We start from the raw sequence: 14,811 nt of genomic DNA, 5'->3' as shown, positions 1-14,811 counted from the left end.
AAAACTCCTCTTAGCCCAAGCTGATTTGAACATCAACGCCAGCTGCAAGATCTAAACGCATTAATGCGTCTACAGTCTTTTCAGTTGGCTCAACGATATCAATCAAACGCTTGTGAGTACGAATTTCGTATTGATCACGAGCATCTTTGTTAACGTGTGGAGAAATCAAGATAGTGAAACGTTCTTTGCGAGTAGGAAGTGGAATTGGACCACGAACCTGTGCGCCAGTACGTTTTGCAGTATCAACGATTTCTGCTGTAGATTGATCAATCAAACGATGATCGAACGCTTTCAAACGAATGCGAATTCTTTGATTTGACATTAAGACAAATCCCCTTTTTAAAGAACAAAAAAATACGACCCTCTACTTCCTTATGTGCCGGAAGGGGGTGTATTAACTAAAAAACATTCAACTCAAAATTAGAGCTGCTGTGAAATAAACAAGAATCTAGTTCTTCTTTATTTGGTGCTATAAGCTATTACTATGAGTAAAAGTCTTTAGCACAGCGCACTCAATTTGGCTGAATGCGAGCGCGAATTATACAAGAAATATTACTATGAGCAAGCTATTTGTCGTTTATTATTGCCTAGGGTTTTCTGGCAGGGGATAAACACGGGCTGACTTTCGCGGTGAGTGAATGGCACGCCATTATTAATACTAGGTAAACATGACGGTTTTCAGTTTTGCTATTTTTGTTCTTCCTCTAGCAGCCATCTGTTTAGAGGTTATTCTAACAGATGGCTTCATCCTAGTTAAATGCTAGCCGGTACCTTAGACTGTCGTTTAATATGTAAAAAGCTTAAGGTTGTTAACAGTAATATTGCCACGCCAATACCTATATATTGGCTATAGTTGGCGGGCAAATTAAAACCAATGGCCGTAGTCATGATATACGATACCGTAATACTGGTACCAATGACTGCTGGGATACTGACTATCCAATGAAAGGTGCCACGGTCAAATAAGTACTTAGTCGCCAGCCAGAGTACGCTGGTTGAAAGTAACATATTTGAAAAAGCAAAGTAGCGCCAAATGAGTGAGAAATCTATTTTAGTCATAAAGTAAGCAATCACTAAAATAGGTACCGCTAACAACAGTCTGTTACGCATGTTTTGTGGGATGTCAAAAGCATCCACAATGGTTAAGCGTAATGCTCTAAAAGCTGTATCACCTGAGGTTATAGGGAACACCGCAACAGCAATAATGGCCATAATACCACCTAAAGCACCGAGGTAACTGGTGGCAATATGATTAACGACTAGGCCTGGCCCACCTTGATCTAACATGGCTTTAAGTTCAGTGTAGCCATCAGGGAAAGCGGCAATACCAGCAAGTGCCCAAACACAACCCACTATACCTTCACACATCATAGCGCCATAATAAACAGGGCGAACATACTTTTCATTGGTTAAACAGCGCGCCATAATAGGGGCTTGAGTCGAGTGAAAGCCACTAATAGCTCCACAAGTGATGGTAACAAAGAGTAACGGCCACACGGGTAAACCATCAGGATTTGGCTCTAAGAAATCATGACTAAAGTGATGATGATTAAAGTAACCGAGAAAATCACCCATAACAGGTAAATTCGGCGCGTTGAATAATAATGACACTGCAATTAGCGTCGTCATTACTATCATGAGTGCGCCAAAAAACGGATAGAGCTTAGTAATTATTTTATCAATAGGCAGTAGTGTCGCGAGGAAGTAATAACCTAATATAACCAGTACCCAAAAAGTGTTGCCAGCAAGAAATGTTCCTTCAAAATAGCTTAGACTACTCAGTAAACCTGCGGGACTCATAATAAAAACAACGCCAACAAAAAATAGCAACATGGCGGTAAAAATTAGCATGATGCCTTTGAAGAATATATTAAAATACTTCCCCGCTATTTCAGGCAGGCTCTTACCATCTTATTTGATACTCATGACACCAGAGAAATAATCATGGACGGCGCCGCCAAGAATATTACCCACTACAATCCAAACTAGGGCAATAGGGCCATACATAGCACCAAGAATTGGCCCAAAAATAGGCCCAACCCCAGCAATATTTAAAAATTGGATGAGAAAGGCTTTCACCGGGTGTATGGCAACATAATCTACGCCTTCTTCAAAGCGTACTTGTGGGGTTTTTACGTTAGGATCTATACCTGCTTGCTTTTCAACAAAGGGACTGTAAAATTTATATCCTAAAATTAACAGCGTTATACATATAAAAAAAATAATCATCTCAAGTTGTCCTGATGTAAGGTTGAATTACTACTTTATTGGTAGCGAAACATAGTTTTCCGATGGTATGGTAAGCATTATGGATTACTGAAAACAATACAATTTGAAGATTAAATAATGCTATAGCTGATTATGAAACTCTAAAAGGTGTTTCGCTATTAGACCTTTAGCTAAACTAGGGGGTGTCGATCTTTAGAGATTGCTTCTACCGCGACTGGTTCGGTATTTACCAGGTAGAGCCTTGGTAATGTCTTCCACATAAAAGGCGATAACGCAGTGGCGGCAATGCCATAGTTAGTAACATTGGCCATAGCAATAACCTCACTTTTATTCGCTGTTTTTGCTGAGCAAAGGGCAAGGACATTTGGTGCACTATATATAGCAAGAGTAACTTCTTTTTCTCCCGCCTCGGAGACTTGCGCAATGACCGAATTTGAGGCGGACTTGCTTACTGGAATTTTTTTCATTTAACTGCCAAATGCCATTGATGAAACTAGGGGTATTTAACAAACCTTTATCAGTTAACTTATCCAAAGACGGACTTTATCACTGTCAGTGATTTACATTTATCTTTATAAAAGACTTTTGTTTGAGCATTCACTTGCTATATATATAAGCAGAAGTTTTGAAGGGGGGGAATATTCAGACTGAAAAACAATCGGCAAGGTCGAGTATCCTAAGATTAGATAATAATAAATTCAACCGCTTTAATAATTTTTTTATCAATCTTCTATGGGTTTTCTATTGTTAATGGTATACTCGCGCGCAAATTTTCAACAGTTCTGCTTTCTTATATTTATTCTTTTATAGCACTATATAAGTATAAGAAAGCAGAATAGACATTAACTAACTAGAGTAAAGTAATGGCAGATTTATCCAAATACAGAAACATTGGTATCTTCGCTCACGTTGATGCGGGTAAAACCACAACAACTGAACGTATCCTTAAATTAACCGGTCAAATTCATAAAACTGGTGAAGTACATGACGGCGAGTCAACAACTGACTTCATGGTACAAGAAGCTGAGCGCGGTATTACTATCCAGTCTGCTGCTGTAACTTGTTTCTGGAAAGATCACCGCTTGAACGTTATCGATACTCCTGGTCACGTTGATTTCACTGTGGAAGTTTACCGTTCATTAAAAGTTCTTGATGGCGGCATTGGCGTTTTCTGTGGTAGCGGTGGTGTTGAGCCACAATCAGAAACTAACTGGCGTTACGCGAACGACTCAAAAGTTGCTCGTATTATCATGGTAAACAAGTTAGACCGTTTAGGCGCTGATTTCTACCGTGTTTGTAAGCAAGTTAAAGACGTATTGGGTGCTAACCCTTTAATAATGACCTTGCCAATTGGTGAAGAAGATGATTTCGTTGGTTTAGTTGATTTACTCTCTGAAAAAGCTTACATCTGGGATGATTCTGGCGAGCCAGAAAACTATGAAATCACTGATATCCCAGCAGATATGGTAGAAAAAACTGCTGAATACCGTGAGCTATTAATCGAAACTGCTTTAGATCAAGACGATGACTTACTTGAAGCTTACATGGAAGGCAAAATGCCAACTATTGAGCAAATCAAAAAGTGTATCCGTAGCGGTACTCGTACTATGGACTTCTTCCCAACTTACGGTGCATCGGCATTTAAAAACAAAGGTATTCAATTAATTCTTGATGCTGTTATTGATTACTTGCCTTCACCTACAGATGTTGATCCACAACCACTTACTGATGAAGCCGGTGAGCCTAATGGTGAGTTTGCAATCGTTTCTGTAGATGAAACATTCAAAGCGTTAGCATTCAAAATCACTGATGACCGTTTTGGTACATTAACTTTCGTCCGTATCTATTCAGGTACATTGAAGAAAGGCGATACCATCCTTAACTCGTTTACAGGAAAATCTGAGCGTGTTGGCCGTATGTGTGAAATGCAAGCCGATGAACGTACTGAACTTAGTTCAGCACAAGCTGGTGATATCATCGCAATTGTTGGTATGAAAGGTAACGTTCAGACAGGTCACACATTATGTGATCCTAAAAACCCAATCATCCTAGAAGCTATGGTATTCCCTAAGCCGGTAATTTCAATTTCTGTAACACCAAAAGATAAAGGTTCAACGGAGAAAATGGGCATTGCTATCGGTAAAATGGTTGCAGAAGATCCTACCTTTAAAGTTGAAACTGACCAAGATTCAGGTGAAACGATTTTATCTGGTATGGGTGAACTTCACCTAGATATCAAAGTAGATATTCTAAAACGTACCTACGGTGTTGAATTAGAAGTTGGTAAACCTCAAGTTGCTTACCGTGAAACAATCACCAAAGAAATTGATGATTCTTATACCCATAAGAAACAATCTGGTGGTTCTGGTCAGTTCGGTAAAATTGATTACATCATTAAGCCCGGTGAACCTGGTTCTGGTTTCGTATTCACCTCAAAAGTTGTTGGTGGTAATGTACCTAAAGAATTCTTCCCGGCAATCGAGAAAGGCTTCAAAGGCATGATGGAAACTGGTGTTCTTGCTGGTTTCCCTGTATTAGACGTTGAAATTGAATTATATGATGGTGGCTTCCATGCGGTCGATTCATCTGCTGTTGCCTTTGAACTTGCTGCTCGTGGTGCTTTCCGTCAGTCAATTCCAAAAGCTGGTGCCCAGTTAATCGAACCTATCATGAAAGTTGATGTGTTTACGCCTGATAATCACGTTGGTGATGTTATTGGTGATTTAAACCGTCGTCGTGGCATGATCAAAGATCAACTTGCTGGTGTTTCTGGTGTTCGTATTAAAGCTGACGTACCGCTTTCAGAAATGTTCGGTTACATCGGAACATTACGTACAATGACATCAGGTCGTGGTCAATTCTCTATGGAATTCTCTCACTACCTGCCTTGTCCTAACAACGTAGCTGAAGAAGTCATTGCTGAAGTTAAAGCAGCTAAAGTAATTAAAGATGCTGCTAGAAAGTAGAAAATAATTAACAGCTTTTAATTAAGATAACTGTTAATACAAAAAAGGATGCCTCGGCATCCTTTTTTATTGCTTGAATTAAATAGCTTTGTCTCAGCAAGTCTAGGTTCGTTAGGACAAAGTCATTAATTGAGCTGTTGACCATGGCGCCAAAATTTTCGCCAGCGTTGTAATTTCACTTGAGGCAGGTAACTGTGTTTATTACGCTTGATCAACCGGTGTAATTGCCAATGTTGGGGCGTTAACTGAATCACAATATTGAGATAGTTTGGGATATTAAAGTAAGTTATATGGTGGTCTGGCTGTAATTGCTGCAATATGGTTAGGCACAAGTTAATATCGCTATCGCTAAGGTCAGGTAAATTAATCGACAAACATGCTTGTGAGTCTAACTTGCTGGTTAGTGTCTCAAGTTGCTTGACGATAGTATCAAAGCCAAATTCTTGTGACTGGTAAACATCACAAATAATCCAATCCATTGTCTTTGCATCCTGCTGCGCTAACCATGACATGCCATCAGCACAAACTATGTCTAGTTCAGCATGTTCAGGGTTAAAATATTGCGCAAAACTGTCAATGACACCTTGACTATGATCTATGGTAGTCAACATGATATCGGGTGATAAATGCTGTAAAAACCGAGTGAGGTTACCACCACCTAAACCCAATTCAATGATGCGGGTTGGCCGAAAAAAAAGTAGCGGTAAAAGCAGGGCAATTTGGTGGGGCAGAGTTAATTGCCAAGGTTTACGTTTGTGCATCACACTTTGCACTACGTCACTAAATGCCATCCAACGATAATGGTCGTTTTCACTGACCGTTATTGCATCTTGTTGTTGGCTTAAATACACTAAGCGACCTTGGGCTAAATGTTTTGCTAACCGCATAAGCCATCCTAAATTTAATCAATAAGCGTAAGAATAGCCAATGAACGTCTGTAGGTCACCAAAAAGTTCTTTAGAGTTTGAGCAATATTATCAGTTGCGTTGGCAAGTACTGCGCCAACCTTGGGGGCAAACCTTAGGCAGTGAACGAGATAAGCTAGAGCAAGAAAGTATTCATCGTATGGTTATCGATGAAAATAATAAGGTGCTAGCCGTTGGCCGGTTAGAAAAGTCTAGCCAGTTCAGTGGTCAAATTCGCTTTATGGCTGTAAGCCCAGCAGCGCAAGGACAAGGCTTAGGTAGGAAAATTATCAAAGCGCTAGAGCTGCAAGCGCAAAAACTCGGTATTACCAACTTGACTTTAAATGCTAGAGAAAGTGCCTTGTTTTTTTATCAAAAACTGGGCTACCAGTCACACGGTTTTTCACACCTTTTGTTTGATGAAATTAAGCACTTTGCCATGAGTAAAACGTTAACCCCGGCTAATAAACATCAGCTAACATCCTCAATGGTACTGCAAGACATTTGGCATGATACTATTCCGCTCAGTAAAGCGATGAACATTCAAATTAGTTATTATGATGGTAAGCAACTGATTACTCATTGTGATAAAAGCTTTAATAAAAACTTACATAACACTATGTTTGCCGGCAGTATTTATACCTTGGCTACTTTATCGGGTTGGGGCTGGGTGTACCTGCAGTTACAGCAACTACAGCTTAAAGGTGACATTGTCCTAGCCAAGGCTAATATTGACTACCATGCCCCGATAACAGGGCTTGCTTATGCAAAAGTTTCTGCTGAGTCTGTCTCGGCTGACTTCTCTCGATTAGATGAGGGGAAAAATGCTCGTATTCATTTAACGGTACATATTTATAGTGGCGAGAACGTTGCCGCGACCTTTACCGCTAGTTATGCTGTTTTAGCAGCTAAAATAAAGTCTGATCTTGAAACTAAAGTTGAGCTTAAACCTAAACCTAAACCAGAAACTGATTTTGAAAGTTAACAAGTGAGTAAATCATGAAAAAGTATTATTGCCTCGTTATAGCGCTATTTTGGGGCTTAATTTGTGGATTGTTGAGTGTTAACGCGTTTGCCGCCACTGATGAGCAAAGCATAGCTAAGGTATTAAATAACTTTCATCAAGCAGCAGCGAATGCCCAGGCCAAGCCCTATTTTAATCTATTGAGCCAAGATGCTGTTTTTCTGGGTACCGATGCGAGCGAGCGCTGGAGCAAAGAGCAGTTTAAGACTTTTGTCGTGCCCTATTTTTCCAAAGGGAAAGGCTGGCTCTATACACCCATAGAACGCAATATCACGGTTATAAAAGCCGGACAAGTCGCCTTTTTTGATGAGTTACTGTTTAGCGACAGTTATGGTACTTGTCGTGGCTCAGGGGTATTAATCAAAACAACGCAAGGTTGGAAAATATCTCAATATAATTTATCAATCCCAATGCCTAATGGTCTAGCCAAGGCACTGGTTAAACAAATAAAAGCTTTTGAGCAGCCTAAGTAGTCATAACCAGTACAGTAACGAGAATAGTAACGATGAATAAAGCAGTGAGCAATAAAGTAACTTCTTCAGCAGAAATTTCTGTCGGCAATTCTGTCGGCATAGTGGGTTGTGGTTGGTTGGGCAGCGCGTTAGCACAGCAACTGATAAAAAAAGCTGTAAAGGTACTTGCTACGCGTAGCAACACGGATAATGCCGAACAGTTAAATAGCCAAGGTATTGAAGCGCAAGTATTATCATTACCGGCAGAGCAAGCGCAGTTAAATAGCCATGCTATTTTTCGCCAGCACTGTTTAGTTATCGCCATTACGCCACAATTCAGACAAGGTCGTGTTGATTATGCTGAAAAAGTACAGCAGTTAGTTACAGCAGCTGAGGAAAGTGGTAGCGTTGAAAAAATTATTTTACTGAGCAGCAGCGCAATATATAACGGTTTATCAGGAAAAGTTGATGAAAGTATCACCTTAGATTTATCCGCTGATAAAGTCGCGCTATTAAACCAAGCTGAGCAAGCGGTACTTAATTTTAATCAGACATATAGTAATGAGCACGGCTTTAATGATTCAAAGCCGCAAGCCGGTAAGAGTCGTGGCTATGTACTACGTTTATCAGGCTTAGTTGGACCAAACCGCCACCCAGGTAAGTTTTTGCTCAATGGTCGACTGTTGAAAAGTCCACAAGCCATTGTTAACTTGATTCATCAACAAGATGCCGTTGGTTTAATTCAAGCATTACTAGCAAGTGAGCTTGATGGCGGTATTTTTAATGGTGTTAGCCCAACACAGGTAACTAAACAGCAATATTATCAGGCCGCAGCAACAGCTCTACAATTACCCGCTCCGGTCTTTGAAGAAGAAGCGATATTATCAGGTGATAAGCCCAAGGTCGTTTCAGCTACAAAAACACAAGCAGCATTGAACTATCGTTTTGTTTATGCCGATTTACTTAGCTGGCTTACAGACGGTGAATAGTTTAGCTTTCCTTAGTGGCATGATTGTTATAGCCAAGCGAAAGATTTTCTTTTAAGTGATTTAAATAGCCACTTAACTAATTAGTCCCATTGCTATGATACGGTTAGCCGGTACTTTTGTTATACTAGCGCCGTTATTTATTAAAGAGCCTACTTTTGAATTTACTGCCAATAAACTTTATTACTCGCCATCAAGCTAAACTGCTGTTTATTGTGGTTTTGGGTCATGTCACTATTTTGGATCTTTTTTACGTTACCTATGCTGGGCCGATATTTTTTTGGCAAGAAAATTTCCAAGCCTTTACCATGCTTATTCATTTAACCGTCGCCTCGTTAACCTTAGTTTTTTATTTTTTGCTGATTAAACTAATGACTCGCTTTCGGGCAAGTAACAGCGCCAAGCAAATGCAATCTAGCAATAGCTCCCCAAACTAATGCGTGTCGTACTAGCACCTATGGAAGGTGTACTGGATTACAGAATGCGTGACTTACTTACCCAAGTAGGTAGTTATGATCTTTGTGTCACTGAGTTTATTCGTGTGGTTGACCAAGTGCTTCCCGATCGTGTTTTTCATCGTTACTGCCCAGAGTTAATTGATGCTGATGTTTACGGCAGCCGCACTAAAGCAGGCACACCTGTTCGAGTACAGTTATTGGGACAATACCCTGAGTATATGGCTGAAAATGCCGCTAAAGTGATTGAACTTGGTTCCAGTGGCATTGATTTAAACTTTGGCTGCCCCTCTAAAACGGTGAATAAAAGTCGTGGCGGCTCTATTTTATTGAAAGATCCCGAAAATCTTTATCAAATAATAAAAGCCGTTAAAGACGCGGTACCTAGCGACACCATTGTTAGTGCTAAAATTCGTTTGGGTTATGAAGATAAGACCCTTGCCATAGAAAATGGTCAAGCGGTTGAGGCTGCTGGTGCCGATGAACTGACCGTGCATGCCCGTACTAAAGTAGAAGGTTACAAACCACCGGCACATTGGCACTGGATTGCTAAAATTAAAAAGGCAATTAATATTCCCGTTATCGCCAATGGTGAGATTTGGAATTTAGCAGATGCCATTGAGTGTCGAGAAATTTCTGGCTGTACTGATATTATGGTTGGCCGTGGTGCGTTAACTATTCCTAATTTAGGGCAGGTCATTAAACAAGAAAGCAATATTATGCCGTGGTCCGAAGTACTGGCTATATTATCTGCCTATACAGAATTTGAAACTCACGGCGACAAGAGTAAGTATTATTGTAATCGTATCAAGCAGTGGCTGAAATATTTAAAAAATCATTATCAAGAAGCGGATGCCTTATTTGTCGAAATAAGAAGGTTAAAAACGGCAGAAGAGATCAGAGCTGCGTTTTAGCCAAAAGAATGACAGCGCTTAATTTCTTCTATCAGCGCATTTGCCAGCGGTGAAACTATGTTGTTTTTTGTAGAAATCAACATTATTGGAATTTGGTAAGAGTATTTTTCCGGTAAAATTGACTTAAATAAGCCCTTATCAAGCCAATAGTTGGCATAGTGTTCGGGTAAATAACCGATAAACGCACCCGATAATATTAGATGAGCTATGCCTTCGTCATGGTAGGCAGTTGCACTGTTTTGATAATTTAAGCCATCGTTTCTTACTTCTTTATCACGCATATAGTTACTGGTGATCACTTCAGCTACTTCAAGGCGTTTATTTACTTCTGCCGGCTTACAGTCGAACAACGGGTGACCTTGCCCGCAATATAAATAGTTAGTTTCATTGTGTAAGGGGTAATAATCTAAGCCGCGTAGATGGTGACGACTAACCCCTAGGCCAACTAACGAACGACCATTAGCCACGGATGTTTCTACTTCACGTGCTTCACAGACATTAATATCAAATTGAATATTACCGCCTTTTGCCTTTAATGCCGCAATAACACGGGCGACACCACAACGAGGATCACTCACTAAAGTACCTATAGTGGCAATCGTTACCCGGCCTGAAAGTTCATTTTTAGAGCTGGCGACAGTACTGGCAAAAGCTTCGCATTGTTGTAACAACTCTAGTGATGCTTGATAAGTTACGCGCCCAGATTCTGTTATCTCAAAACCACTCCGGCCGCGTTTACATAATTTAATGCCTAAACGAACTTCTAAGTCGGATAAATGGGAACTAATGGTAGAACGGCCTATATTTAACCGTGATTCTGCCGCGGACAAACCGCCACATTCAACAATAGCGACGAATATTCTCAGTAAACGTAAATCAACATCATGAACTTGCATTTTTTATCCTTAGTTCGATAAAACCGGAATGAATTACGATTATTATGTATTTATAAAACATTTAGAGCAAGTTAAAATATAGTTATTAATAGCTATTAAGCTACATAAAACAACTTAATACCAAACGGATTAATTAATTGGTCAGCTTAGAGTTACATTAGCGAGCTTAAAACAAGTAAAATGAGTTAAACATAGTTCGTCTATATTTCATTCATTTTGTGATGTTATCAGTTTGCTAATGAACTCCCGAAGGGCGAGCTTAAAAGGTCTATATGCGGCGTTATTGATTTTGACAAGGGGATAACCATTCTCTTCAATCAATGCCTTGCCTCTAAACCTTTTAATTCTCGCTAAGTGATTAATAAATTAGTCCGATTGGTATAACAATTAGGAGCATTAAGATGACCTTTAAATACGGTGTTGATCGCCTGAACCTTGATATTGTCAATGGTATTGCTGATGGCAGTATTAAAGCCGAGCTGTGCCAAGAAGCTGTAGATAAAATCAATATAAGCCGCCAAAGAGTAGAGAAAATGGCCGCTTCAGATAAAGCAGTATACGGTATCAATACCGGTTTTGGCCCGTTATGCGATACCCAAATTTCACCTGAAGATACTAATTTATTACAAAAGAATCTACTCATCACTCATGCCGTCGGTGTCGGTGAGCCAATCGAAAAATCTATTTCCAAGCTGATGTTGATCACTAAGGTACATGCGTTAAGTCAAGGTTTTTCAGGTATTCGCCTGACAGTGATAGAACGCATGTTAGCATTTATCAAACTTGATTTGATCCCCGTGGTACCAGAGCAAGGCTCAGTAGGTGCATCGGGTGATTTAGCACCACTTGCTCATTTATTCTTACCATTACTTGATGAAGGTGAGTTTTGGCAAAGTAAAGAGGGGCAAGACGACAAAATTGTCGCGGCAGCACCGCTACTGCGCCAACATGGTTTAGATATTATGGAGCTGCAGGCAAAGGAAGGCTTGGCATTAATTAACGGCACCCAATTTATATTATCTCATGGCATCACCGCGTTAACTAAAATGCGTTACTTGCTTGACCTAGCAGATATGACGGGTGCCATGAGTATCGAAGGCATGCAAGGCAGTCAATCGCCCTTTAGAGACGAGCTACATCAATTACGTGCCTTTAAAGGTAACCTTGTCGTTGCCGCACGCATGAGAAGACTCTTTAAAGATTCTGAAAACATGGCTGATCATGCAGAATGTGACCGTGTACAAGACCCTTATTCATTACGATGTATTCCACAAGTGCATGGCGCATCACGTAATGCCTATTATCACTTAGAAGAGTTAGTTGAAATTGAAATGAACTCTGTCACTGATAATCCCATTATTATCAGTAGCGAAGAAGCGATTTCTGGCGGTAATTTCCATGGTCAACCACTGGCTATGGTGCTTGATTATACTTCGATTGCTGCATCAGAATTGGGTAATATTTCCGATCGCCGTTGTTATCTATTATTAGAAGGTATACACGGTTTACCGAGATTATTGACCTCTGCCGGTGGTTTAAACTCAGGCATGATGATCCCGCAATATACCACTGCTTCTCTGGTCACAGAAAATAAATCTCTTTGTTTCCCACCTTCTGCTGATAGTGTACCTACCTCTATGGGTCAGGAAGATCATGTCTCTATGGGTAGTATTTCGGGTCGACAATTAAATCAAATCTTAGGTAATTTAGAAAAAATATTGGCTATCGAGTTAATGTATGCGGCACAAGCTATCGAATTTAGACGCCCTAATAAGTGCTCAGACATTATCGAACTTAACTTGAAAGTGATCAGAGCAAAAGTTGCTAAGCTGGAAGAAGATAGACTATTGAAGCCTGACATCGATGCCATGATTACCATGGTTAAGACACAAGCGTTTACCGTAAGCTTTAACCATTAATAAAGGGGTCATTGCTATGACAACAACGATGAATGTTCAAGAGCTAACGCTGTTAAAAGAGACTATTAAGCAAGGCATCCCCAGCCAATTACCACCAGTAAGGGTTTACCCAGCGGATGCCAATCGTGCTCCTAAGCGTAAAGACATCCTCTGTGCGGATGAAAAACAATTGGCGGTTAGAAATGCACTGCGTTACTTCCCTAAAGAATGGCATCAAGAATTGGCGGGTGAGTTCGCTCAAGAACTAAAAGATCTTGGTCGTATCTATATGTACCGATTCAAGCCAAATTATGCTTTAAAAGCACGTCCACTTAGCGACTATCCAGCACAATGTACTCAGGCCGCGGCAATCATGTTAATGGTTGATAACAACCTAGATCCTGCCGTTGCTCAGCATCCACAAGAGCTAATTACTTATGGCGGCAATGGTGCGGTTTTTCAAAACTGGGCGCAATACTTGTTGGTAATGAAGTATTTAAGTGAAATGGAAAATGACCAAACGTTACATATTTATTCTGGTCACCCCATGGGGTTATTCCCGTCATCGCCAGACGCGCCTCGTGTTGTGGTAACCAATGGCATGATGATTCCTAATTACTCAAAACCAGATGACTGGGAAAAGTTCAATGCTTTAGGTGTCACGCAATACGGGCAAATGACGGCCGGTTCTTTCATGTATATTGGCCCACAAGGCATTGTACACGGAACCACGATTACGCTGATGAATGCCTTTCGTAAAGTATTAAAAAAAGGCGAAAGCGCTAAGGGTAAAGTATTCCTAACATCAGGCTTAGGTGGTATGAGTGGTGCGCAACCTAAAGCGGGTAATATTGCTAATTGTATTACTGTTTGTGCAGAAGTGAATGCAAATGCCGCCACTAAACGTCATCAACAAGGTTGGGTTGACGAGCTCATTGATAACATGGATGAACTTGTTACACGCGTCAAAGAAGCACAAAAAAATGAAGAAGTCGTCTCGATTGCCTACATAGGTAATATCGTTGATGTATGGGAAGGTTTCTATGAAAAAGACGTTTTCATTCAACTAGGCTCAGACCAAACGTCATTACATAACCCTTGGTCAGGCGGTTATTATCCAGTAGACATTAGCTATGAAGAATCGAATCGATTAATTCGAGAAGAGCCTGAAGTGTTCAAAGTTAAAGTACAGCAAACACTTAAACGCCATGTAGATGCGATAAATAAACATACCGCTAAAGGCACCTACTTCTTCGATTATGGCAACGCTTTCTTACTCGAAGCCTCACGCGCCGGTGGCGATGTTATGGCTGAAAATGGCATTGACTTTAAATACCCATCATACGTGCAAGACATCTTAGGGCCAATGTGTTTTGACTATGGTTTTGGACCATTTCGTTGGGTCTGTGCTTCTGGTAAATCTGAAGATCTAGATAAAACTGATGCTATTGCCGCAAGCGTGCTTGAAAAAATTATGCAAGAATCGCCGGAAGAAATTAAGCAACAAATGCAAGACAACATTACTTGGATTAAAGAGGCGAAACAAAACAACTTAGTGGTTGGCTCACAAGCTCGCATTCTTTATGCTGATGCACAAGGCAGAATGGAAATTGCTAAAGCCTTTAATGATGCCATTAATCGTGGTGAAATTGGCCCTATAGTACTAGGTCGTGATCACCATGATGTCAGTGGCACAGATTCACCATACCGCGAAACCTCTAATATTTATGATGGTAGTCGTTTTACTGCCGATATGGCTATTCATAATGTTATTGGTGATAGCTTCCGTGGAGCCACTTGGGTTTCTATCCATAATGGTGGCGGGGTAGGCTGGGGTGAAGTAACCAACGGTGGTTTTGGTATGTTACTTGATGGAACTGATGATGCCGAACGCAAACTTAAATCTATGCTGTTATTTGATGTTAACAATGGTATTGCCCGTCGTAGTTGGGCACGAAATGAAGAAGCCAATTTTGCTATAAAACGCGAAATGGCCAGAACGCCTAAGCTTAAAGTTACCTTAGCTAACCGAGTTGATGACGATATTATAAATAACTTATCACTGTAAAAGGCTAAATATCAGAGT

General features: G+C 40.4%; 12 protein-coding genes and 1 pseudogene. 8 read left to right on the top strand and 5 right to left on the bottom strand.

Annotated features, from left to right (window positions below):
• Positions 1 to 10: 10 nt before the first annotated feature.
• The 3 genes and pseudogenes from rpsJ to MTCD1_RS06505 all read right to left on the bottom strand — a co-directional run bounded on the left by rpsJ (position 11) and on the right by MTCD1_RS06505 (position 2,696).
• On the bottom strand, positions 11 to 322 hold the full coding sequence (gene rpsJ, locus MTCD1_RS06515) for a 30S ribosomal protein S10 (RefSeq protein WP_057179762.1): 312 nt from the start codon (positions 320 to 322) through the stop codon (positions 11 to 13).
• A 431-nt stretch (positions 323 to 753) separates the two neighbouring features.
• Positions 754 to 2,229: pseudogene (locus MTCD1_RS06510) on the bottom strand (carbon starvation CstA family protein).
• A gap of 170 nt (positions 2,230 to 2,399) precedes the next feature.
• Complete coding sequence (locus MTCD1_RS06505; protein ID WP_057179763.1) at positions 2,400 to 2,696, bottom strand: hypothetical protein; 297 nt, start codon at positions 2,694 to 2,696, stop codon at positions 2,400 to 2,402.
• A 396-nt stretch (positions 2,697 to 3,092) separates the two neighbouring features.
• Between MTCD1_RS06505 and fusA the strand changes: the two genes are divergently transcribed.
• On the top strand, positions 3,093 to 5,195 hold the full coding sequence (fusA, locus tag MTCD1_RS06500) for an elongation factor G (RefSeq protein WP_057179764.1): 2,103 nt from the start codon (positions 3,093 to 3,095) through the stop codon (positions 5,193 to 5,195).
• Between the two features lie 125 nt (positions 5,196 to 5,320).
• On the opposite strand, the gene MTCD1_RS06495 is transcribed toward fusA, so the two are convergent.
• A complete protein-coding gene (locus tag MTCD1_RS06495) occupies positions 5,321 to 6,082 on the bottom strand; it encodes a class I SAM-dependent methyltransferase (RefSeq protein ID WP_057179765.1) in 762 nt (253 codons plus the stop codon).
• A gap of 40 nt (positions 6,083 to 6,122) precedes the next feature.
• Here MTCD1_RS06495 and MTCD1_RS06490 point away from each other — a divergent pair, with 40 nt between their 5' ends.
• The 5 genes from MTCD1_RS06490 to dusC all read left to right on the top strand — a co-directional run bounded on the left by MTCD1_RS06490 (position 6,123) and on the right by dusC (position 9,931).
• Positions 6,123 to 7,085 (top strand): bifunctional GNAT family N-acetyltransferase/hotdog fold thioesterase, encoded by a 963-nt coding sequence (locus MTCD1_RS06490; protein WP_082606409.1) that lies wholly within the window; start codon positions 6,123 to 6,125, stop codon positions 7,083 to 7,085.
• A 14-nt stretch (positions 7,086 to 7,099) separates the two neighbouring features.
• The gene (locus MTCD1_RS06485; protein WP_057179766.1) at positions 7,100 to 7,597 is read left to right on the top strand and encodes a nuclear transport factor 2 family protein; all 498 of its coding nucleotides are present in this window, start codon (positions 7,100 to 7,102) and stop codon (positions 7,595 to 7,597) included.
• Between the two features lie 32 nt (positions 7,598 to 7,629).
• The gene (locus MTCD1_RS06480) at positions 7,630 to 8,565 is read left to right on the top strand and encodes an SDR family oxidoreductase (protein WP_231732958.1); all 936 of its coding nucleotides are present in this window, start codon (positions 7,630 to 7,632) and stop codon (positions 8,563 to 8,565) included.
• A gap of 155 nt (positions 8,566 to 8,720) precedes the next feature.
• The gene (locus tag MTCD1_RS06475) at positions 8,721 to 8,999 is read left to right on the top strand and encodes a hypothetical protein (protein ID WP_057179767.1); all 279 of its coding nucleotides are present in this window, start codon (positions 8,721 to 8,723) and stop codon (positions 8,997 to 8,999) included.
• A complete protein-coding gene (dusC, locus tag MTCD1_RS06470; RefSeq protein ID WP_057179768.1) occupies positions 8,999 to 9,931 on the top strand; it encodes a tRNA dihydrouridine(16) synthase DusC in 933 nt (310 codons plus the stop codon). Before MTCD1_RS06475 ends, dusC begins: the two co-directional genes overlap by 1 nt.
• Here dusC and MTCD1_RS06465 read toward each other — a convergent pair.
• Positions 9,928 to 10,827: a LysR family transcriptional regulator gene (locus tag MTCD1_RS06465; RefSeq protein WP_057179769.1), complete on the bottom strand. Its 900-nt coding sequence runs from the start codon at positions 10,825 to 10,827 to the stop codon at positions 9,928 to 9,930. The genes dusC and MTCD1_RS06465 overlap by 4 nt on opposite strands.
• Before the next feature lie 401 nt (positions 10,828 to 11,228).
• Between MTCD1_RS06465 and hutH the strand changes: the two genes are divergently transcribed.
• Positions 11,229 to 12,746, top strand: a complete 1,518-nt coding sequence (gene hutH, locus MTCD1_RS06460; protein ID WP_057179770.1) for a histidine ammonia-lyase — start codon at positions 11,229 to 11,231, stop codon at positions 12,744 to 12,746.
• A gap of 16 nt (positions 12,747 to 12,762) precedes the next feature.
• Complete coding sequence (gene hutU, locus MTCD1_RS06455) at positions 12,763 to 14,793, top strand: urocanate hydratase (RefSeq protein ID WP_057179771.1); 2,031 nt, start codon at positions 12,763 to 12,765, stop codon at positions 14,791 to 14,793.
• Positions 14,794 to 14,811: the final 18 nt, after the last annotated feature.

Source organism: Colwellia marinimaniae (genome assembly GCF_002207865.1).
GTDB lineage: Bacteria > Pseudomonadota > Gammaproteobacteria > Enterobacterales > Alteromonadaceae > Colwellia > Colwellia marinimaniae.
Note: the sequence above shows the minus strand (reverse complement) of the source record. Positions and strands in the feature narration are given on the sequence as shown.

Coding starts and splice junctions, on each gene's coding strand:
- MTCD1_RS06485 (WP_057179766.1), top strand. CDS start 7,100: ATGAAAAAGTATTATTGCCTCGTTATAGCGCTATTTTGGGGCTTAATT.
- MTCD1_RS06480 (WP_231732958.1), top strand. CDS start 7,630: ATGAATAAAGCAGTGAGCAATAAAGTAACTTCTTCAGCAGAAATTTCT.
- MTCD1_RS06505 (WP_057179763.1), bottom strand. CDS start 2,696: ATGAAAAAAATTCCAGTAAGCAAGTCCGCCTCAAATTCGGTCATTGCG.
- MTCD1_RS06490 (WP_082606409.1), top strand. CDS start 6,123: ATGAACGTCTGTAGGTCACCAAAAAGTTCTTTAGAGTTTGAGCAATAT.
- dusC (WP_057179768.1), top strand. CDS start 8,999: ATGCGTGTCGTACTAGCACCTATGGAAGGTGTACTGGATTACAGAATG.
- hutH (WP_057179770.1), top strand. CDS start 11,229: ATGACCTTTAAATACGGTGTTGATCGCCTGAACCTTGATATTGTCAAT.
- rpsJ (WP_057179762.1), bottom strand. CDS start 322: ATGTCAAATCAAAGAATTCGCATTCGTTTGAAAGCGTTCGATCATCGT.
- fusA (WP_057179764.1), top strand. CDS start 3,093: ATGGCAGATTTATCCAAATACAGAAACATTGGTATCTTCGCTCACGTT.
- hutU (WP_057179771.1), top strand. CDS start 12,763: ATGACAACAACGATGAATGTTCAAGAGCTAACGCTGTTAAAAGAGACT.
- MTCD1_RS06495 (WP_057179765.1), bottom strand. CDS start 6,082: ATGCGGTTAGCAAAACATTTAGCCCAAGGTCGCTTAGTGTATTTAAGC.
- MTCD1_RS06465 (WP_057179769.1), bottom strand. CDS start 10,827: ATGCAAGTTCATGATGTTGATTTACGTTTACTGAGAATATTCGTCGCT.